The 21859-nt window shown below is 62.6% G+C and carries 17 protein-coding genes and 1 tRNA gene; 7 read left to right on the plus strand and 11 right to left on the minus strand.

The features are described from left to right. Nucleotides 1–12: 12 nt before the first annotated feature. Complete coding sequence (locus AC5WEY_RS15510; RefSeq protein ID WP_495646486.1) at nucleotides 13–1521, plus strand: PucR family transcriptional regulator; 1509 nt, start codon at nucleotides 13–15, stop codon at nucleotides 1519–1521. An 18-nt stretch (nucleotides 1522–1539) separates the two neighbouring features. Here the strand turns inward: AC5WEY_RS15510 and AC5WEY_RS15515 are convergent, their stop codons facing one another. Then, on the minus strand, nucleotides 1540–3084 hold the full coding sequence (locus AC5WEY_RS15515; RefSeq protein WP_495646487.1) for an alanine/glycine:cation symporter family protein: 1545 nt from the start codon (nucleotides 3082–3084) through the stop codon (nucleotides 1540–1542). Nucleotides 3085–3177: 93 nt separating this feature from the next. After that, on the minus strand, nucleotides 3178–4431 hold the full coding sequence (locus AC5WEY_RS15520; RefSeq protein WP_495646488.1) for an EAL domain-containing protein: 1254 nt from the start codon (nucleotides 4429–4431) through the stop codon (nucleotides 3178–3180). Between the two features lie 155 nt (nucleotides 4432–4586). Between AC5WEY_RS15520 and AC5WEY_RS15525 the strand changes: the two genes are divergently transcribed. The 3 genes from AC5WEY_RS15525 to AC5WEY_RS15535 all read left to right on the plus strand — a co-directional run bounded on the left by AC5WEY_RS15525 (nucleotide 4587) and on the right by AC5WEY_RS15535 (nucleotide 9554). Beyond that, the gene (locus tag AC5WEY_RS15525) at nucleotides 4587–5915 is read left to right on the plus strand and encodes a serine/threonine-protein kinase (protein WP_495646489.1); all 1329 of its coding nucleotides are present in this window, start codon (nucleotides 4587–4589) and stop codon (nucleotides 5913–5915) included. 28 nt (nucleotides 5916–5943) lie between these two features. After that, on the plus strand, nucleotides 5944–7278 hold the full coding sequence (locus AC5WEY_RS15530) for a flavin monoamine oxidase family protein (RefSeq protein WP_495646490.1): 1335 nt from the start codon (nucleotides 5944–5946) through the stop codon (nucleotides 7276–7278). A 212-nt stretch (nucleotides 7279–7490) separates the two neighbouring features. Beyond that, a complete protein-coding gene (locus tag AC5WEY_RS15535) occupies nucleotides 7491–9554 on the plus strand; it encodes an AMP-binding protein (protein WP_495646491.1) in 2064 nt (687 codons plus the stop codon). A gap of 881 nt (nucleotides 9555–10435) precedes the next feature. Here the strand turns inward: AC5WEY_RS15535 and AC5WEY_RS15540 are convergent. Further along, complete coding sequence (locus AC5WEY_RS15540) at nucleotides 10436–10855, minus strand: hypothetical protein (protein ID WP_495646492.1); 420 nt, start codon at nucleotides 10853–10855, stop codon at nucleotides 10436–10438. Between the two features lie 146 nt (nucleotides 10856–11001). Between AC5WEY_RS15540 and AC5WEY_RS15545 the strand changes: the two genes are divergently transcribed. Then, entirely contained in the window at nucleotides 11002–11436 is a 435-nt protein-coding gene (locus AC5WEY_RS15545; protein ID WP_495646493.1) for a carboxymuconolactone decarboxylase family protein, read from the plus strand. Nucleotides 11437–11508: 72 nt separating this feature from the next. Then, a complete protein-coding gene (locus tag AC5WEY_RS15550; RefSeq protein ID WP_495646494.1) occupies nucleotides 11509–12327 on the plus strand; it encodes an Fpg/Nei family DNA glycosylase in 819 nt (272 codons plus the stop codon). 64 nt (nucleotides 12328–12391) lie between these two features. On the opposite strand, the gene AC5WEY_RS15555 is transcribed toward AC5WEY_RS15550, so the two are convergent. From AC5WEY_RS15555 to AC5WEY_RS15565, 3 genes are all read right to left on the minus strand, one after another. Next, on the minus strand, nucleotides 12392–12856 hold the full coding sequence (locus AC5WEY_RS15555; RefSeq protein WP_495646495.1) for an SRPBCC family protein: 465 nt from the start codon (nucleotides 12854–12856) through the stop codon (nucleotides 12392–12394). A gap of 53 nt (nucleotides 12857–12909) precedes the next feature. Further along, on the minus strand, nucleotides 12910–13551 hold the full coding sequence (locus AC5WEY_RS15560; RefSeq protein ID WP_495646496.1) for a DUF4232 domain-containing protein: 642 nt from the start codon (nucleotides 13549–13551) through the stop codon (nucleotides 12910–12912). A gap of 90 nt (nucleotides 13552–13641) precedes the next feature. Further along, complete coding sequence (locus tag AC5WEY_RS15565; protein WP_495646497.1) at nucleotides 13642–15633, minus strand: TerD family protein; 1992 nt, start codon at nucleotides 15631–15633, stop codon at nucleotides 13642–13644. Between the two features lie 343 nt (nucleotides 15634–15976). Between AC5WEY_RS15565 and AC5WEY_RS15570 the strand changes: the two genes are divergently transcribed. Further along, entirely contained in the window at nucleotides 15977–16459 is a 483-nt protein-coding gene (locus AC5WEY_RS15570) for a potassium channel family protein (protein ID WP_495646498.1), read from the plus strand. Between the two features lie 380 nt (nucleotides 16460–16839). Here the strand turns inward: AC5WEY_RS15570 and AC5WEY_RS15575 are convergent, their stop codons facing one another. The 5 genes from AC5WEY_RS15575 to AC5WEY_RS15595 form a co-directional block, all read right to left on the minus strand. After that, complete coding sequence (locus tag AC5WEY_RS15575) at nucleotides 16840–17622, minus strand: class II aldolase/adducin family protein (protein WP_495646499.1); 783 nt, start codon at nucleotides 17620–17622, stop codon at nucleotides 16840–16842. A 774-nt stretch (nucleotides 17623–18396) separates the two neighbouring features. Beyond that, nucleotides 18397–18470 (minus strand) — tRNA-Pro (locus AC5WEY_RS15580). 85 nt (nucleotides 18471–18555) lie between these two features. After that, on the minus strand, nucleotides 18556–20004 hold the full coding sequence (der, locus tag AC5WEY_RS15585; protein ID WP_057478160.1) for a ribosome biogenesis GTPase Der: 1449 nt from the start codon (nucleotides 20002–20004) through the stop codon (nucleotides 18556–18558). Further along, the gene (cmk, locus tag AC5WEY_RS15590; RefSeq protein WP_057478161.1) at nucleotides 20001–20684 is read right to left on the minus strand and encodes a (d)CMP kinase; all 684 of its coding nucleotides are present in this window, start codon (nucleotides 20682–20684) and stop codon (nucleotides 20001–20003) included. The genes der and cmk overlap by 4 nt, the downstream gene beginning before the upstream one ends. Next, complete coding sequence (locus AC5WEY_RS15595) at nucleotides 20684–21847, minus strand: pseudouridine synthase (RefSeq protein WP_495646500.1); 1164 nt, start codon at nucleotides 21845–21847, stop codon at nucleotides 20684–20686. Before AC5WEY_RS15595 ends, cmk begins: the two co-directional genes overlap by 1 nt. Nucleotides 21848–21859 lie beyond the last annotated feature (12 nt).

The raw sequence follows: 21859 nt of genomic DNA on the forward strand, positions 1-21859 counted from the left end.
AAAATGTCACCTATGAATTTGCTCGACGCCTTCGACGACGTCTATCTGTCCGCAGCGCGTCCCGAACTCGTCGCGGCCGGGCGTTCCGCAACGCGGGCGCTGCGGTGGGTTCATGCCAGTGAGCAACTCGACATCGCACCGCTGTTGCGCGGTGGGGAGCTGATCTTGATGGAGGGCGCGAACTTCGGAACGTGTTCCGATGCCGGGCTGATGGCGTATGTCGATTCGATGAAGGCGGCAGGGGTAGTCGGGATCGCAGTGGAGACGAACGGACACCTCGACGTCATTCCGCGGTTTCTGCTCGAGCACGCTGACCGAGTCGGTTTTCCGGTGGTACAACTCCGTCGCCGGGTTCCGTTCGTGCAGGTGTGCGAGAGCATCAACAGCCAACTGGCCGACTCCGCTCTGCGCAGGCTGCACATGGCAGACCGCATATCGCGGTTGTTGTCGGCCTCGATCGAGACAGACGGGGCCGTGGGTGCAGTTCTCGACGTACTCGCCGTCGAGACTCGCTCGTCGGTGACGCTGCACTCGGTGTCGGGAGATTTGATCGGGCAGGCCGGCGTCGCCAGCCCGCACTCGGAGTTCACCGGTTTCGACGTGCCGGTGACGAGCGGCGGAACGGATGTCGCAACATTGACCGTGACACCCGGCCCTGACGCCGACATCTACACGATCAACGCCGGGTTGGAGAGGGCTCCGGAGATCTTGTCGATCGCGTTGCTGAGCGGGCACCCGGCCACGATGGAGGACCGGCTGCGCACACGCTTCTTCTCACTGTTGTCGGCAACGGCACACCCTGCCTCCGATGTCACCGACCACCTCGACGGCGTCGCCGAGCGCATGGGTCTGTCCGAACACGATTCCTACCTGACGCTGTCCGTCGAATTCGACGTCGACCCGCCTGCGGGAACCCTGCGCCGTCTCGCCGATGCGGTCACAGCGCGGAACTGGCATCACCGGATCGGTGACCGACACGTCGCGGTTCTCGGTTTCGACAGCTGGGCTCAACTCGACGACCGACGCCCGGTCGTGATGTCGATGTTGCGGGCCGGCGAGTTGCGGATTCGACGAGCGGTCGTCGGTCCGGGAGCCAACGACCGCCATGGTCTGCGCCGATGTTTCAGCACGGCCACTGCGGTGCTCGCATTGGACCCAGACCCTCAGTGTCGAATCCGCGACGCCCGCGATTTCGCCGTCGCTCTGCTGGTGGAGTCGATGTCGGGAGAATCCACTATCGACAAGTTCATCCAGAATCAGATCGGGGCGTTGCTCGCGCACGATCGCGAGCGGCACAGCGAGCTGTTCACGACCCTGCTGGCGTACATCACCCATTGGGGCAGCAAGACCGAGACCGCGAAAAGCCTTCTGATACAACGGCAGACGCTCTACCAACGGCTCGACAGGCTGTTCGACGTTCTCGGTCCACTGCCGGCGGGCTCCCCTCGGTTCCCTGGGATCGCCACGGCAGTGTTCCTCGAACAGGCCCGCCGCCAAGGCCATATCGGCCCCGGCGGCTGACCCACCCAACCAGGGATCTCAGACCTCGGCGTCGACCTTGTTCGGCTCACCCCGGCGCATTGCCATGTAGTCGGACAGTTCACGCTTGACTACCGGCAACAGCAGGTACAGACCGGTGATATTGACCAGTGCCAGCAGGAAGAGAGTGGCATCGGCGAAGTCGAGAACCGAGCCGAGCGAGAGCACCGTTCCGACGACCGTGAACACGCAGAACATGATGTTGAAAAAGCTCCGCGAGAGTCGGCTGCGGCCGAACAACGAGGTCCAGGCCTGTAGCCCGTAGTAGGCCCACGTGATCGCCGTCGACAGTGCGAACAGCGCCACCGCCAGCGTGAGTACGTACGGGAACCACGGCAGCACGGTCTCGAAGGCGTCCGAGGTGAGCGTCACTCCGCCTGCCGGTAGTTCGCCGGTCTCGGCGACGATGGCACGCTGGTCCTGCCAGGAGACGGTATTGGCGATCACGATGGTCAAAGCGGTCGCAGTACAGATGACGACCGTGTCGATGAAGGGTTCGAGCATGGCCACGAATCCCTCCGTGACCGGGTGCCTGGTCTTGACGGCGGAGTGCGCGATCGCCGCTGATCCCAGCCCCGCCTCGTTGGAGAACGCGGCCCGCTGGAATCCGATGATCATGACACCCAGCACACCACCTGCCACGCCCTCGGGCGAGAACGCACCCTCGAAGATTGCCGTGAACGCGGTGGGAACGGAACGGAAGTTGACGGCGATCACCACACCACACGCGACGATGTAGATCAGGGCCATGGTCGGCACGAGCTTTGCGGTCACCGCGGAGATCGACTTCATGCCACCGATGATGACCAGTCCGATGATCAACGCGACGACGATACCGAACACGGCCTTTGCCCCGTCGGAGCCGAGGAATCCGTCCTCGCCGCCGGTGACCGAGCGAACCTGCGCGTAAGTCTGGTTGGCCTGGAACATGTTGCCGCCACTGATGGCGAAGAACGTGATGATGATGGCGTAGAAGACAGCCATCACCTTGCCCACCTTGGCAAGACCTCGCTCGGCAAGACCTTTGGTGAGGTACTTCATCGGTCCGCCGGACACGGTGCCGTCCTCGTTGATGTCTCGGTACTTCACACCGAGTGTGCACTCGACGAATTTCGAAGCCATGCCGAGAACACCCGCGAGGATCATCCACAGCGTGGCGCCGGGGCCGCCGAGCGTCACCGCTACCGCGACACCTGCGATATTGCCGAGTCCGACAGTTCCGGAGACGGCCGCCGTGAGCGCGCGAAAATGACTCACCTCGCCCGGGGCATCGGCTTCGTCTTCCTTGCCGCTCACCAGGATCAGCGATCTCTTGATCCCGCGGAACTGGATGAATTTGAAGGTCACCGTGAAGATGACGGCACCGAGGATCAGCCACAGCACGATCAGAGGAACAGCGGCACCGCCGATGTTGACGGTGAAGAACACGAAGTTCGACACCGCGGCGGAGATCGGATCGAACGCGTTGTTGATCGCCGTCTCGATGGAGCTGAGTGTGCCTCCATCCGCGGCCAGATGATCGGTGGCAAGGAGGTGAGAGCTCATGCCTACGAGTGAACAGCACAAAGAGTGCAGTCGAAGCCCTTTACCGAATTTACAGCGAATGTTTACCTGAATTTGACCGCTTGGATCGGCCGATCATGACGAAGGTCGCGCAGGAATTCGCCTGAGAAGCACCGTGGCTGCATCGAGTACGACGTCGCGGTCGTAGGTCAGGCGGTAGTCGTAGAGTGTCGTGCCGTCGGGCGTGACACCACACTCGACAGCGATCAGCGCCACGCTCGACATCGGTGCCACGATCACAGTCGAGCGCTCCCTGGCCAACGGCTCGTTCTCCCCCACCGGCACCGACCGATAGCGGTGCGGCGGCAGCGCTGGATCGAAGCCGAACACTGCCACGAGAGCGGTGCGCGCGGCCAGGTCGTCCAAGACTGCGGCACGTGCGGGCGTCAGCCGATTCGACACATTTGCCGTAGCCAACACGACTGTCGACGGTCCGGTGCCGAACGCACCGGTCAGCAAGCTTTTCTCGATGGCCTCGAGAAAAGCTGTCTCGGCATGTCTGCGGGCACCGAGCTGATGGATGAGACCGAAGGGTGTCACCGCCACCGGAGCGCGGACGGTGACTGTCGCATCCAACTCCAGAGATCCAACTCGTTCCCGCACATCACCGAAGTCCGGGAGTGGCCCCGGAGCACCATAGAAGAAGCCCTGTCCCAGAACGGCACCCATGTCGCGTGCATAGCGTTCGTGTACGTCGGTTTCGATTCCCTCGGCCAACACGAGGGCACCGGTACGTTCGACCTCGGCGGCGACAGCAGCAACTATGGCGGCAGTCTGGTCGGTCGAACGTTCCTGCACGAGCGTCATGTCGAGCTTGATCACGTCGGGACGCAACAACGGGATCAGCGCCAGACTGGACGAGTCTGCTCCCACGTCGTCGATGGCGACCCGCCAACCCATGTTTCGGGCATGCTCGGCCGCCCTCAGCAAACCTGCTGGATCTCCCATCAGGTCTCGTTCGGTAATTTCGACAGTGATCGACAGGCGTGCGGCGTCGGCAATCAGCGGCCGGCTGTCTCGAGGTGGGAGCGTGTCGAGTGCGGTCGGCTCTGCATTGACGAACAGCTCCAGCTCATTGGGATAACCCGCCTCGACGGCCCCGTGCAGTGCGCTCGCTCGGCACCGCCAGTCGAAGTCGCTGAGCACGCCCTGCTCGCGTGCAGCGCGCAGTAGCTCCGGCGGAGCAATGGACGGACCGTCGCCGCTGGTCCGCACCAGGGCCTCGTACCCCACCACGGCGCGGTCGTCCAGGGAGACTATCGGCTGGTAGACCGACGTGATGTCGATCGACATCGGCTGGATCTGCGCATTCGTCGATTGGGGACGCATGGGTAGGACCTTTCTCGAGGCCTGCTCGATCTCTCCCCACCCGGTTGATCATCATGCCCGACGGACTTACAGAGTCGAGAACGGACTGCACTCCGAACGACTGTTCGTTGGCTATAGGGTGCTCGGAGTAGTCGACGAACGGCGGTGAAATCACGATGGACGAGGATGTTCGTTCTCGCCCTACTCAGGACCGTCTGTTCGCGGGTCGATATCGACTGGGCCCAGTTCTGGGCCGCGGTGCCATGGCCGACGTCGTGCACGCGGAGGACCAAGTCCTCGGCCGACCGGTGGCAGTGAAGATATTCCGCCACGGCGAACCGGTGGACACAGCCCAACGGATCGACGCAGAGATTCGAACCCTGGCGTCGCTGTCGCACCCAGGCCTGGTCACGTTGTACGACGCAGGAACTGCCGAGGACGCCGCAGGATTGGCCACGCCCTATCTGGTGATGGAATTGATCGACGGACCGACGCTCAACAGCTTTCGCCGGAACAGATCGATGCCCGCCGTCCATGTTGCGCGGATCGGAAACGAGATGGCGGAGGCGCTCGCGTACATCCACGACCGGGGCGTGGTGCACCGGGACATCAAACCAGCCAACATCCTGATCGCTCACGCCCCGGACTCGGGTGCGGGTCAGTGCGTCAAACTGGCCGATTTCGGCATCGCCCGCATCGTCGACTCCGAGCGACTCACCGAGCACGGCACCACAGTCGGCACCGCGCACTATCTCAGCCCGGAACAAGCGACGGGTACGTCTGCGGGACCGCCGTCCGACATCTACACACTCGGCCTCGTCCTCATCGAGTGCCTCACCGGCACCATGGCATTCGAGGGCAGCGCGGTGGCCGCCGCGGTAGCGCGACTGCACCGTGATCCCGCCGTCCCCGAGAATGTCGGGCCGGAGTGGCATTCGCTGCTGACGGCTATGACGTCTCGGCAGCCGGAGGATCGCCCCGACGCAGCTGCCGTCGCGCACCGACTGCGCAGGATCGTCGGAAGCACAACCCCACTGCCGCCGACCGCAGTGATACCTGTCGAGCGCACGAACGTAGTTGCGGCTGCTGATCTCGTAGGCACCGCGCACAATCCAGTGCGTCGACGTTGGATCGTTCCGGTGGCGGCCGCGCTCGTCCTCGCGCTCGGAGCGGGAATCATCTGGCTGGCGTCCAGCGCAAGCGACGACCCGGGTCAGGTGCCTGCATCACCGACGACACCGACACCGAACGAGTCGCCGATCGCCGTACCCACGACGCAGGTGCCGCAGCCTTCGCCGACCACCTTGCCGAACCCGACCATCGCCGAGGTGACGCCATCATCGAATCCGGTGCTGATCCAACCTGCAGCACCGGCAGCACCCGCCGCACCGCAGCAGAACGATAATCCCGGCAACGGCAATTCGGGCAGGGGCAACGGCAACTCAGGTCCCGGCAACTCCGGAAACGGCAATTCGGGACCGGGAAACCCTGGTAGAGGAAACTGACCTGGCCCACTACGTGATCGGAGCAGCTATGACCCATTTCGACACGATCGTGGTGGGAGCAGGAATATCCGGTGCCACTGCAGCCAGGATCCTGCACCGTGCAGGTCGGCGAGTTGTCGTCCTCGAGGCTCGCGATCGTGTGGGCGGTCGTGTCTGGACGGTGCGCGGCGACGGCAACGTTCTCGACGTCGGTGCTTCCTGGATTCACGGGATCGACAACAACCCCCTTGCCGACGCCGTACGCGCTTTCGGTATTCGGACAGCCGAGTTCACCGTGGGCAGCTACCAACCGGATGGTCGACCGATCGCGTACTACTCCCCCACCGGTGCCAGGTTGAGCGAGTCCGCGGCCGCGAGGTTCGCCGCCGACGTTCACGACTTCGACGAACGGTTCGCCAGGACCATTGCCGAGTCCGCTCCCCTTACATCGTTCGGTGGCGCGGTGGAAGCGACTCTTGCGCAGATGAATTGGGACAACGATCGTGTGGACCGAGTGCGTGAATTCCTCGGCCACCGAGCCGAGGAACAGCTGGGGGTTGCCCAGGGTGATCTCGACGCACACGGTTTGGACGACGACGCCATCGACGGCGACGAAGTGGTGTTTCCCGACGGCTACGACGAGCTTGCACTCCGTATCACCGAGGGACTGGACGTTCGACTCGAGCACGAGGTCACGCAGGTCCGTTGGGGCGACACGGGAGTGGAAGTGACGACCTCGGAAGGCTCGTTCACGGCTGACAGTGCGGTGGTGACAGTACCGATCGGGGTACTGAAGTCACCGAGTTTCACCGTCGAACCGCCGCTGCCAGAACCTGTTTCAGGTGCTCTCCACCGGCTCGAAATGAACGCCTTCGAAAAAGTCTTCCTCCAGTTTCCGGTGAAATTCTGGGACGAGAACGTCTACGCCATACGGCAGCAGGGCGAAGCCGGGCGCTGGTGGCATTCGTGGTACGACGTGACTCGGCCGAACGGCAGGCCCACTCTCCTGACGTTCGCAGCGGGACCGTGTGCACAGGAGACCCGACACTGGTCGGACGAACGTATCGGGGACTCGATCGTCCACGCGTTGCGTGGCCTCTACGGCGACCGCGTCGTCCCGCCGGACAGTGTGTATGTCACACGGTGGCAGGACGATCCGTTCTCGTATGGCTCGTACTCCTACATGACGGTCGGTTCGCAGACGCGCGATCACGACGATCTCGCCACGCCGATCGGCGGTGTGCTTCATCTTGCGGGTGAGGCCACCTGGACCGATGACCCGGCAACGGTCACCGCAGCCATGAGGTCGGGACATCGCGCTGCAGAACGAATCCTGGGCCGTACCGTTCCGTTCAGCGACATCTGGACGTTGTCGGACGCGTGAGATGTCGTGCACCGAGCGGGCAAGACGGGTCGTGTGCACCCTGAAGCCTGTCGTAGGGACGCGAGTTCGGCCGATTTCGCCCACGAAACGTACGTGGGGATTACCATAACGATTTCATCCAGGCGGATGACCCGTTCCAAGTGCTCGCCGCCATCCCCTGGTCGGTGCTGATGCGACGTTGTTGTCCGCCTCGGCGGGTACAGGGGTGGGGAATGGTTTCGGACGTCATCGACTGCAAGGTTGTGTTCGCGCACGACGTCGAGCAGGTATGCGAGGTCTTGAGCGCGGTCGAGTTGTTCCCACGTTACTTCCCCGGTCTCGAGTACTGCTCGCTCCGCGAAACTGCCACCGGGTATCGATGCGGCGTCGGCGGCGTAGAGCACAATCTCGAGCTCGTGGTGAACCGGCGTAATCAACCGATCATCACCATCGAGCACACCGAGTCCGGCGGCTTCATCAGATTTACCCTGACCAGACGCGCGGCCGGCGAGACGAAGATAGATGTCACCGTGTTCAGGGCAGGTCTCGGCGGAGCCTATGCACCCCAGCCCGAAAACAACCGTGCGGTGGTCGAGTGGGTCATGGGTGGTCTTCGCAGACTGGAGAATTCTCTTTCCGGCACCGCTGACTCCGTTGTCTCGAACAGCGGCGACTCCCGATCGCTGCAATTGGCGATCCTGAAGACGATGGTGGGAACAGGCGTCGTGCGTGCCGCACGCCCCGACCGCGCGTACCGGCAACTGAACTCGCTGGCGAAGTGGGGTTTCACGTTGGGAGGAGGATTCGCGGCCGCGACGGCGAAGTCACCCGACGAGATAGCCGTTGTGGACGATCGAGGGACCCGTACGTTCGCGGAGGTTCATCACCGATCTCACCGCATCGCAGCAGGTCTCGATGCATCAGGGATTCGTCCCGGCAGCACGGTCGGAATTCTGGCCCGCAATCACTCCGCCATGATCGAGTGCACTGTCGCGTGCGGGATGCTCGGAGTCGAGGTCGTGCTTCTCAACACCGGCCTCGCGGCGCGTCAGATCGAAGCGATTGCCGCCCGCCACCAGCTCCGAATGCTGTTCGTCGACGACGAATTCGACACGATGGTTCGCTACCTGCCGGAGGACGTCACCCGAGTCAGTCTCTCTTCTCATACCGCCATTCCGCGTCGGCGCACCTTGGAGCATTTCGTCGCACCCCCGTCTGCAACATTCGTACGACCGGATCGCCCAGGGTCGGTCGTCGTGTTGACATCAGGGACCAGCGGATCACCCAAGGGCGCGCTCCGCCCCACCCCGAGGGGCTTCGGAACCATCGCCGCAATGTTGTCTCGGATGCCCCTCAAGACGAACGAGCGGATGCTCATCGCAGCACCCATGTTCCACAGCTGGGGGCTCGCTGCCCTGCAAATCAGCACGTCGTTGCGAGCCACAGTGGTGCTCCAGGATCGATTCGATGCAGAAGACTGCCTGCGTGCAGTCGAGGAGAATCGGTGCACCTCGTTGATTGTCGTACCCATCATGCTGCAACGAATCCTCGATCTGCCCGAGTCGGTGCGATCCCGCTACGACACCTCCAGTCTGCGGGTCGTCGCCTGTAGCGGTTCCGCGCTGACCGGGTCGACAGTCAGCCGCTTCATGAACGTCTTCGGCGATATTCTCTACAACTTCTACGGTTCCACCGAGGTCTCGTGGGCCACGATCGCCACGCCCGACGACCTGCGCGCGTCACCTGGCACCGCAGGACGTCCACCGCTCGGCACGACCATCGCTGTTCTCGACGCCGAAGGCTCTCCTGTGCCGGTGGGAAGCCTCGGTCGCATTTTCGTCGGTAACGACATGCTGTTCGACGGCTACACCAACGCCGAACCTCCGCCCACCGCGTCTGCACGTGGAGCCGCGTTGATGGACACCGGAGATCTCGGGTACATCGACTGCAACGGGCGACTGTTCGTATGTGGCAGGGACGACGAGATGATCATTTCCGGTGGCGAGAACGTATTTCCGGGACCGGTCGAGGATGCAATCGCCAATCTCCCGCAGGTCGGCGAAGTTGCAGTTGTCGGTGTGCCCGACAGTGAGTACGGGCAACGTCTTGCAGCGTTCGTCGTCGGCCGCGGTGCCGCAGGTCTGGACGCAGACATGGTGCGCGCCTACATCCGAAACCGACTGAGTCGCTTCTGTGTTCCCCGAGACATCACGTTCCTCGACGAACTCCCCCGAACCGCAACCGGCAAGGTCATCAAGAGAATGCTGATCGAACCCCCGACCGCCGCTGGAATGTGAACCTGGCCTCGTATCTCGTACGGCACCCCGCACTGCGACGTCCATGAGCGGACAGCTGCGTCGAAATCGAGTGCACACGGGACGGCGGAGTCGGCGCTCGGCAAGGTGCCGGCCGGCGGTGGGCCTTCTGGGTGTACCGGCGCACGAACGTTCGACGATTGTCGACGCGCCAAGACGCTGATCCGTAAGCGGGCGGTACCACTTTTCGTGCTCATCACGAGGTCGACGCACTCGCGTTGCACCGCCTGGTCGAATTCGTCGCCATCGAACACCGGTAGTCGATCGTTTCTCCTCTGCGCTTTGGGTACTATCTCAGTTGTTTGACTATTCAGAATCTGAGACTGTTCGCCGGAGTCAGCAATAACGTGAGTTCTCCGCGCAGCCGATACGGGAGGGACGCGAATCGCCATGCCTCAGCAATCCGAAGAACCTCACGCGGAGAAATCGACTCGAGAACGCCGCGAGCATTCGTCCTTTCTCCAACTGTTCCTCGAAGCGACACGTGACGAAGAACCGCCCGGCGACAACGTATCGACTGGCCTTCTCTGATCGGACCGGCAGCGTTCTCGTCCCTTACAGATCCGCAGTCGATTGACAGCGGCTCGATCATGGTCGACGGTGGGGAGTAAGGACAAACAGGGAGATGCCCGTGGACACTGCATTAGCTCTCGTCGCCGTGGTCGCGGTTCTTCTGTTCTTCTTGGTGTCGGCACACTTTCTGCGCGCCAGAATGCGTGCCGGACGTTTTCACGGAATCGAAAGCTCTGTCGGCGGTACGGCATTCATGGGAGCGACACGCTCGCCAGGAATTACTCCACCCGATCACGGCGATCCGCGCTCGGACACAGGTGGACGCGAGACGTCGCCGATGCGAGCAACTCCTACGGAACGGACACAGTCGCCAGGCCCGGAGTGATAATGCCGCCGCTCGCGACGATCGTGATTGCAACCTGACCGGGCCCGGTCGCAAGAATGGCTTCTGGCACGAAGCCTTGCAGGCCCGCCGAGGTAACGGCCGTACCCACCGCCCCGCTCGACAGGTTCACCCAGTACACCTGGGACGAGATCAGGCATCCCCACCCGCCCTCTTTGCCGCCGGTGACTCTGACCGTGCCGGCCTGCTCTCCGACGACAGCGACACATCGAACAGAGGGAGCATCGAAGCTACCGTTGGGATTTCCGAACGGTGCCGGGTTGATCTGAAACGGTACTGCTGTCGCAGCGGACGCAGTACCCACCGACGCCAAAGCCGATCCGAGAACAATCGATGCGCAAACAACAAGTGTACGAACACGTTTCATGAAATCTGCCTCCGTAGCTCGAGTAAGCAAGCGTGTTCGATACTCCACTCCCTTCGTCGATAGAACAAGGGCCGCGGCCGAATCGAGACCTCGCCGATGTGGGCCTGACATGATCTGACGACATCTACCGGACGAGAGGGCAAAGCATGATCGACAATCAATTCACCGAGGACAGAGGCCCGCGGTTTCTGGACGGACTAGGGGTTCGAAAAGACGTGATGGGCGAAGAATTCGTGGAGCGGGCATTTGCCGATGCCGAGCACACCGACTCTGCCGCGCTGCAAGACTTCGTCACCGACACCGTGTGGGGAGGAGTGTGGACCCGCCCCGGACTCGACCACCGTAGCCGCAGTCTGCTCAATCTCGGAATCCTCATAGCGTTGCGCGCACACGAAGAACTCTCAGGCCACGTCCGGGGGGCGCTTCGCAACGGCCTCACCAGAACTGAGGTCACCGAAACCGTCATCCACACTGCGGGATACTGCGGTGCGCCGGCCGCGCTGGCGGCAATGCGCGTTGTGCAGAAAGTGCTCGACGCCGAACTCGGTCCGCTCGTTGCGGAATCGGACTCCACCCGGTAAGTGGCGCATGCGGATTCCGATGTTCAGTTCCCGAGAACCGATTAATGTTCGTCGATCGGGTACACCGGATCCATGCCCGAACTCCCCGAAGTCGAAAACGCTCGACAGGTCGTCGAAAAAGCCCTCGGTCGCGTCATCGTCGATATCGACGACACCGACACGTTCGAGTGCCGTCCGCACATGCCGGGCGACATCGCGCATGCCCTGACCGGCGGCAAACTCACCGAGGCCTGTCGGCGCGGCAAGGCTATGTGGTGCGAAACTGTCACCGCCGACGGATCCAGTGGTCCGACACTGGGAATCCATCTCGGGATGGGCGGCCGAGTCATCGTCACCGCGCCGGACGGTGAGCAGACGTCTCGTTACGGTGGCGGTGATCCGCACGTGGGCGAGCGCGATACCGACAAGCCCGAGTGGACGCGCTTTGCCATGACGTTCGAAGACGGGGGTCAGCTTCGGCTTTTCGACAAGCGACGCCTGGGTCGAGTTCGACTCGAGCCCGATATCGACGCTCTCGGCCCGGATGCCGCGGAGATCACGCGCGACGAGTTCAGACACCGAATAGGTTCCAGCGCGGCACCTTTGAAGGCGCGCCTGCTGGACCAGGCGGCAATTGCCGGGGTCGGAAATCTGCTGGCCGACGAAGTGCTGTGGCAGAGCGAGCAATCCCCGTCCCGGCGAGCCAAGACGCTCACTACGGAGGAGCTCGACGAACTTCGCGTTGTTCTGCGTCGCGCAATCAGATCGGCAATCAAGAAGGGTGGCGTGCACACAGGCGAGATCATTCCGTTCCGCAAGGCGGATGCGGCATGCCCTCGGTGTGGTGCTCCCATGACTCGCGGAACGGTGGGCGGACGTACTACCTGGTGGTGCTCGCAAGAGCAGGCCTAGGCGGCACATGCAGAAGGCCGGCCCTACGGGGCCGGCCTTCGTGGTCGATCTGTGTGTCAGTGAATCAGGACGTCGCTTCCACGGCGAGGCGAGCGAGGGTGTCGTTGAGCTGATCCTCGGTGACGAGCGGGAACTTGATCTGCTCGAGCAGCTTCTTGTCCGTGACTTTGGACCAGTCGTAGGTGTGGCGCACCAAGGTCTCGTTCGGCCCCTGAGACTCCAGCTCCCACAACCACTCCCAGCCGGGAGGCTCGTTGCCGGCGGGTGCCGTCTTCCACGCAAGCAGCTTGTCCTTGATGTAACCGCTCACTACGTTGTCGGTCTGGTACTCGCCGCCCATGTGGTCGCCCTGCATGTTCATCGTGAACTTCTCGCCGACCTTCTGGATCCGGTCGGCGTGGTCGACGCTACGTACGAAGCCCGATCCATCGAGCGCCTGATGCCGCTCGGGATTGGACAGAACGTCGAATACTGCGTCGACAGGTGCCTCGATGGTGCGCTCGACTGTGACCTTGGAATTGTCTGTCATGCCTACCGGGTGCCCACTGTTCCCGTTCCTCAACCATCCCGTTCGCACAGAACTCACTCGGAACGGACCGGCTGGACCTCCAACTGGGTGATCGATGGGTCGGTTGTGCTGCATCCTGTCGTGGGGTACCCCAGGTACACGACCTCCGCTGTGTTGGGCGAGTACACGTCGAGTCCGGACACCGAACTGGGCTCACACGTATCGATCGAATAGTTCTGCACTACGGTTGCTTTCACCAAGGACTCGGCCGACGCACCGGGGGCCAACACCACAGGGTTCGCCTCGGATCCCGATCGGACCGCTGCCTGCCCCACTTGCGTGCCGCCCGGGCTGGATACGTAGGAAACCCCGGGATAACCGTCGAGCGTGCATGTTCGGTTACCGATGTTCGAGAACTCGATCAGGAGCACAGTGGAACCGGCAGCGCCTTGGACCGCACCGAGGGATACCGACAGCTCCGCCGCGACGCAGTTCGAGCTGTTCGGCGCAGTGTCGTCGATGGACGGCGTCGACTCGGTTGCGGGTGCATTGGTGCCAGACGGTGCGGCTCGAGGCGTAGTCGGATCGATCGACACCGCGGACGTGGACGGTGTGTTTGCGGACGGCGAAGCAACCGACTCCTGCCCCCCACATGCAGTGATCGCCACCCCGGACGCAAGGAGTAGTGCAGGCCAGAATTTCCTCGTCGCACTCATCGTAAGCAAGGCTACCGACTTTTGTTGACCACGCAACGTTCGCTTAGCTATTTCATCCGTAAGCGCTCCCCGGAGCAGCAGATCGTCTATTCAGTCTTCCTCGGTCTCGGCAGAACTGGACCCGGGGGCCGAAGGAACCCATGGCTTCAACGGCTGCACCACATCGCGATAGAAGGCGTCGAGACCGTCTGTCACGCTGCCGATGAAACTTGCCGCCGATCCGGACCGCTTGCTGCCCATCTTGGTCGGTGAGGTCAACGTGAAGCACAGCAGTTCACTGGTCCGGCCGGCAGTCAACGACTTGATATCCGCTCGTACGGTCGCCAAGTTCTCGCACGACACTTCGCTCGCGTCGGCGAATACTGCTTCGACCAGGATGTCAGCGGGCGCGTCCTTCAATTGCCTGACAAGCCATGACGCCCGCCTGAACGCCGTCCCCTCCGTCGGGGCGTCAATAGCGGTACTGCACTGAATCTTGTTGGTGCGCAGATCGGCTTCGACGGTGACGTCTCCGGCGGCATCCGGGATGCGCAACGTGGCCGAGAGGCAGCCGGAGGCAACGAGCTGCTCGACGATGTACTCGTTGCGCGCCTGAGGGTCGGCACTGAACTTTCTCGGGAGGTGGTGCTTCACCGGAACGCCGAGATCGGCCGTCATCCGCAGCGCCAGGTGCCTGGACAACGACGCCCATGTATTCGCCACCGACATGGCTTTGACATCACTCGACCGGAGGGTTCCGGCGGTGACGGAGTCACGAACTGCCACCCAGTGGCGACCCATGTCGACGAACTCCGTCGCGCCGGACTTCGGGTGCGTCAGATATCGGACGAACTCGCTCAGAATCCATACCTGCAGTGAATCGGCAAGGTCACCGTGTGACAACAACATTCGAGCCTCGTGGATAACCTCGGACCACGAGATATGCCGCAGCGATACCTTGTTCAGCTTGGTCTTGCTCACCTGGACCGGGAGCTCACCGGCGGAGGCCGGTATGTCGTTGGACAAACTCAGAACGGTCTCGTACCTGTGACGCTTCGCGACGTCGAGGTAATTCTCGAGCTGCTCCTTCTGTAGCTTGCCGGTGCCGGTCTTCACTTCCAACAACGCGGTCCACACTTGGCCCGCGCGAGATACGCGGAACACACCGTCGGGAATGACCTTGCCCTCGCCCTTGACGAACTGCACTTCGAGATATCCCTCGAAGGGACCGGACGGCGCTCCCGCATGTGCGCAGATTGCGCGAGCGAACGGACGAACCGCCTGCATCGTCGCGATTAGGGCCGAGGTGGCCCTCTTCTCCTGCTCCTCACCGGATCCGACACCGGAAATCGAGAACAGGCGAGTCGTCTGCCACCCTTCTCCCCCGGCCAGGGTGAACTGAGGCGGCGCGACCTTCTTGGCAATAGGCTTCTTGGTGCGAACGCCGCGTTTCGGGGGTTCGACATCGACAACCGAGACATCGACGATCTCACCGGTCGTGTCGACGGCTTGAACGTGCGAGTCCGCGACCTCGACAACGACCACATCGTTCACCGACGCTTCGGGCTCACTGTCGTCGACGTCGACGCCGAAGTCCTGCGCCAAACCACCCAATCCGGATTCCCAGCCCTGCCCGACCGCGCGTAGTTTCCACGCTCCGTTCCGCCGATACACCTCTCCGAACACCAACGCACGTTCCGACGACGCATCGGCGGTCAGGAACTCCCCCAGTACCGAACCGGTCTGATCCCGCACCTGCATCGACAGTTTCCCGAAGTCACCCAACGGAACATCGTCGGAGCTGCCTGCTATGACCACCTTGTCCACTTCGACTGCGAGAGAATCGAGATGAATCGACACACGTTCTTGTTTACCTTCGTCGGTACTGCTGCTCCCGCGGTAGCGCACGGTCGCGTCCGCAGACTCCGGCTGGTTGTAGAAGACAAAGTCCTCATCCGACCGAACGTGTCCGCTCGACGTCACCAACAATGCAGACGCATCCAGATCTCGTTCCGGGTCGACCCAGGACACGATGACATCCAACTCGGTCACGTCGTCCGGTAAAGAAATGTTCTGACCCTTGACGAGAATGGGTGAACTCACGCTGACACGCTCCTGTCGGACAAAACGGACTCGAACCGTGCAGCTTATGCAAAACCGCTTCGGCGATAGTCGTCCTCACTCGACAATTCATTCATTCGACCTACCGACCGCCCGGCGCAATCTGGGCGAGCACAGAAATGAGTCAGGCCCGGTGCCGCAGTACAGTCCCCGCTCGTGAACTATCAGCAGTGGGAGCGAGCAACCGAATGGCCGCTTGCCGGATCAGCTTTGACGTTCCTTGCGATCTACACATGGACTGTGTTGAGCCAGCCGACAGGCACAGGGGCACATTGTCGAGTACGCGATCCTCGGGATTTGGGCATTGTTCGGGATCGACTACCTCGTGCGACTTGCCCTTGCGGAGAATCGCACGCGCTGGTTTTTTCTGCACCTGCACGAACTCGCAATCATCGCGCTGCCGGTACTGCGTCCGCTGAGACTGCTACGGCTCCTCACCTTGGTCAGTTTGCTGCAGCGTTCGATCGGTGGCGCTCTCCGCGGTCGGGCAGTCACCTATGCCGTCGCCGGAACCTTGATGCTAGTTTTTGTCGCGTCACTCACGATGTTCGACGCCGAACGCACCACACCGGCCGGCAGTATCAAGACCTTCCCAGATGCCCTGTGGTGGGCGATCGCAACTGTAACGACAGTCGGCTGTGGGGACTACTCGCCTTCCACAGCGACGGGCCGATTCATCGCCGTCGGGCTGATGGTCCGCAGGCATTGCATTGCTCGGTGTAGTCACCGCAACCTTGGCGTCGTGGCTCGTCCAGAAGGTCGCCGAGCAGGACAACGCCAATCAGGCTGCGACGCAAGAACAGGTTGAGGCGCTGACCTCCCAAATTGCGGCGCTGCGAAACGAATTCGCGTTGAGACCCGAAAGGCGATGTTCGGCTGTGTCTTTGGCGCCCGATGTTGACGGCGCCCACAGAAATTGCTGATCAAAGTCGGGCCGCCTTCACACCAACCCCAGCTGTAGTCGACTGTAGGCATACACGTTGTGCGCTGTAGACAGCATTTCACCCAAAGTTTTGATTCTAGAAAACCACACATCCGCAACTATTCGGCGTTCGCTGTATGAGCAAAACTAATCCTCGCGGCCTAGCAATGGCACGTTGAGCTACGGCCGTCGGCAACTTTCGACGGGAAGCCCCTCCGCTGATCGGGTTTCGATGACTCAGACGAACGCAACGCCCCCGACGTCGTTCAGTCCATCAACTCCGGGTGCTGCGCGACGATTCGGTCGTACATCGGCTGAAACTGGAACCACCCTGCGTACTCGAGACCCACCTGGTTGTACGTCAGCTTCGCCGTCACGTCGTCCAGCGGTTTAGGTTCACCCGCCGCCATGGCGATGAGCTGCGCCTGGCTGGATCGCTCCATGGTGATGAACCACCACGCCGCGGAGTCCACGGTCCGACCGACCGTGAGCAAACCGTGGTTCGACAGAACTATTGCCTTGCGCTGACCGAGTGCTGCACCGATCTTCCTACCCTCCTCCAACTCCGCAACAACACCCGTGTAGTCGTCGAACACGGCGTGATCCTCGTAGAACGCGCAGGCATCCTGAGTCAGAGGGGCAAGCCCCATCCGTAAACTCGAGAGGGCTTTGCCATACAACGAGTGTGCGTGTGCGGCCGCGACAACGTCCGGTCGAGCCGCGTGCACCTGGGAGTGGATAACTAAAGCAGCACGGTTGACCGGACGATTGCCTTCGACGATGTTGCCCTCGTGATCGACCAAGATCAGATCGCTCGCTTTGATCATGCTGAAATGCATACCGAACGGGTTGACCCAGAAATGGTCGGTCTTCTCCGGGTCGCGAGCGGTGATATGCCCCGCAACTCCTTCGTCGAAGCCGCACTGACTGAAGAGCCTGAAAGCAGCCGCAAGTCGTTGCTTTCGGTGCTGTCGTTCGTCGTCGACCGACTCGAACACCGGCGGAGCGGGTACGTCGATTCCTGGGCGGGTCTGTGCCAGTTCGGACATCGTGTTCCTTCGAGTCGCAGGTGTCGTATCCGCGCACTACCTCGGGGCCATGGTCGACGCGTAGCGGACGGTCCGCATGACAAACCTCGCAGCGAAGGGTCACCGCTCGGTCATGCTTCAGTTCTACACCCGCGGGTCACCGGAGTGGCGGCATTCGCTACGCCTCGTCGCTTTCGGTCATGACTCCCACGCCGACGTCCCGTTCAGCGTGCCGCAACGGGCAAACAAGCTCACCCAGAAACTGTCACGCTGCGCTACCCGTGATTCCGCTTGCGCCACAACACTTTTGCCTCAGACCCATCGATCATCCACCACGCTGAGCTGTCCGAACGGTGCATTGCACCACCGGCAGCTCGCATCCACGTAGTCGTGTCCGTCTTCACGTTCGCACTCATCCACCGCGCATCCGCTACCACATGACAACATCTGCCCGCATCTGCACCGTTCGCCGTCACACCCCGGGTGGTGAAGCGCTCTCGGTGGAGTGCCGCAGTCGTGACATTTGCTCCTGCCGTTGGGTATTCGACTGGGCCGCCAAGTGCAACCCACCGAATCGAGCATTTCCAGTTCACACGCCATGCAGATCGCCATGCGTGCAGAGTCGCACGGAGCACCGACAGGAAAAGATTCTCGCGCTCGAACCTCAGCGTCTCGAAGCACTCACACCGTCGAGTTCAGGAGACATCATCCAGATCGACCGGTGACAGTCGCGCCACACGCAAGCAAAAATGGCGGCTCCGAATTTCTTCGGAGCCGCCATTCACCTGCACTCTGTCGGGCTGACAGGAATTGAACCTGCGACCCCTTGACCCCCAGTCAAGTGCGCTACCAAACTGCGCCACAGCCCGCCGCGCCTCGAAGGGCGCTTGCTGAGATTACCCCAGCCCCACCCCTGAGAGGAAATCGCCTGCTCAGGGGCAAGGCCGGGAAACGTCAGCGGTTGTTGCCCTTGCCCGGCCGTTCCCGCTTCTCACGGATACGCACCGAGACGCGCACGGGGCTGCCATCGAAGTTGAACTCTTCACGCAGTCGCCGCTCGATGAAGCGGCGGTAGCCGGCCTCGAGGAACCCGGTGGTGAACAGTACGAACGTCGGTGGCCTCGTGCTGGCTTGCGTCGCGAACATGATCCGCGGCAGACGTCCGCCACGCATCGGCGGAGGAGTGGCCGCCACGACCTCCTTGAGCCAGGTGTTCAACCTGCCGGTGGGCACACGCTTGTCCCACGATTCCAGAGCCGTCTCCAGGGCGGGCACGAGCTTCTGGACCGCACGGCCCGTCTGCGCCGAGATGTTCACTCGCTGCGCCCACGGCACCCGAGCGAGATCGCGATCGATCTCCTTCTCGAGCTGCTGACGACGATCGTCGTCCACCAGGTCCCATTTGTTGAACGCCAACACCAGCGCTCGGCCGGCATCGGAGACCATGCTCAGCACCCGCAGATCCTGCTCCGAGATCACCTGTGAGGCATCGATGAGCAAGATCGCAACCTCGGCGGCCTCGATAGCGGACTTCGTGCGCAGCGACGCATAGAACTCGGCACCACTGGCATGGCTGACGCGCTTGCGCAAGCCTGCGGTATCGACGAATCGCCATGTCTTGCCGCCCAATTCGACCAGCGAGTCAACCGGGTCCACGGTGGTACCGGCAACATCGTGCACCACCGAGCGCTCGTCACCCGAGAGCTTGTTGATCAGCGACGACTTACCGACGTTCGGCTTGCCGACCAGAGCGACACGCCTCGGTCCCCCACCGGGGATACCTTCGCGTGGTGTCTCGGGCAGTGCCTCGAGCACACGGTCGAGCAAATCGCCGGTACCGCGGCCGTGGGTGGCCGAAACCGACAACGGCTCCCCCAGACCCAGAGACCACAGTGCGGCAACCTCGGACTCGGTGCGACCGTCGTCGACCTTGTTGGCCACCAACAGAACCGGAGTCTTCGACCGGCGCAGCACGCGTGCCACAGCCTCGTCCGTCGTCGTCGAACCGACACGAGCGTCGACGACCAGCAGGATCGCGTCGGCGGTGTTCATCGCCAATTCGGCCTGCCGCGCAACGGACTGTTGCAGGCCCTTGGCGTCGGGCTCCCAACCGCCGGTGTCCTGCACCAGGAAGCGTCGACCACTCCAGTTCGCCTCGTACGACACGCGGTCGCGGGTGACGCCGGGAACGTCCTCGACCACTGCTTCGCGGCGGCCGATGATGCGGTTGACGAGTGTCGACTTGCCGACGTTCGGTCGGCCCACCACGGCGAGAGTCGGTACGGCAACGGCATCTTCGCCGTCTTCGCCCTCGTTGAGGTCGACGTACTCCCACTCGCCCTCGTCGCTCCATGTTCCGTCGCCCGCGGTTTCCGCTGCGCCGGAGAAGAATTCTTCACTCACTGCACTGCTCCAGTTCTGTCATTGACCACGAGCAGCAAGCGCTCCATCACACCGTCGAGATCCAGCTCGCTGGTATCGACGATCACCGAATCCTCGGCGGGACGAAGCGGTGACACTGCTCGTGTCGAATCTGCATGGTCACGGCGTTGCACATCCGCGAGCACGAGTTCGTAGTCGTCGCCGCGACCTTGCTCTATGTTCTGCTTGTTGCGACGCTCCGCCCGCGCTTCCGGGGACGCCGTGAGGAACACCTTCACGTCGGCGTCGGGAAGCACGACGGTACCGATGTCTCGGCCCTCCACCACGATTCGCGTCGACGAGCTCGCAAGGTCGCGCTGCAGCTGCACCAACAGTTCACGCACCGCAGGCACTGCGGACACCGCCGAGACGGCCTTGGTGACGACATCGCCGCGGATTTCGCCGCTGACGTCCTCACCGTCGAGCAACACGGTCTCGGACAGTGGGTCCTTCCCGATCTCGAGAGGCAGGGCCGCAACAGCTTTCGCTACTCCGTCTGCATCGGTGGGATCGACGCCCGAGCGCAGTACCCACACCGTCGCGACGCGGTACATCGCGCCGGTGTCGAGGTAGCTTGCTTCGAGTGCCGCCGCGAGCCGACGCGATACCGACGACTTACCGGTGCCCGAAGGCCCGTCCATCGCCACGACGAGCGCACTCATCACAGGCCTACGGATTCGTAGAGCTTGCCGATCTCGCCGCGGCCGAGAACTCGCAGTGTTCCTGGACGCTGATCGCCGAGCACGATGTTGCCGACATCGGTACGCACGAGACGTCCGACCGGGAAGCCGACCTTGTCGAACAACCGACGCACGATGTGCTTGCGGCCCTCGTGCAGGGTCACCTTGACGAGCGACTTGCCGTCCGAGATGTCGAGCAGCTGGAAGCCGTCGACCTTGACCGGGCCGTCGTCGAGAATGACGCCCTCACGCAGCTGCTTACCGAGTGTGCGGGGAATGGTGCCGAACAGCGTCGCCAAGTAGGTCTTGGAGACCTCGAACGACGGATGCATCAGGCGGTGAGCAAGGTCACCGTCGTTGGTGAAGAGCAACAGCCCCTCGGTGTCCGCATCGAGGCGGCCGACGTGGAACAGTCGCTGCCCGGCCTGAACGCGCTCGGAGACGATGTCGCCGACGCACGGGCGCCCGAGATCGTCGGACATGGTGCACTGCCATCCACGAGGCTTGTTCATCGCGAGATGAACAAGCTCTTCCTTCACGACGACGCGGGTGCCGTCGACACGGACGACAGCGATGTTCGGATCGATACGGATGCCCTGTTCGGTGACGATGCGTCCGTCGACCTCGACGCGGCCGTCGGCGATCAGTTCCTCGGCCGCGCGACGCGATGCGACACCGGCCTGCGCGAGCACCTTCTGCAGACGAACACCTTCACCGGCAGGCACATGCTTGCGAGGTGAGGAATCGGTGTGCTGATGCTTCGCCGGCTTGGCGTTGCTGATCGTGGTCGTCGGAACCTGCTTCTTCTGCGGCTTCGGCGGCTTGGGACGCGACGGCTTCTTACGGGGCACCGCGTCGTTGCTGCGGTCGTTGATGCCCGTGTCGGCAGGCTTGTAATCGAACTCGTCCTGCTCGACGCCTCTGCGCGGGGCCGGTCGGCCACCGGCGCGAGGTGCGCCTGCGCGGGGTCCTGCGGTTCGAGGTGCACCGGTGCGGGGGGCACCGTCACGGGGCGCTGCGTCGCGGGTGCGATCTCCGCGGCGTGCGTCACGCGGAGTGTCCGACCTACCTGCGGTCGGCTTCCTGCGTGGGTCTTGTCTCTTGTTACGGTCCGGTGTGCCATCACGGCGAGCGGGCTTGTTCACTTGTCTTACCTA

Source organism: Rhodococcoides sp. S146-33, from assembly GCF_059489205.1.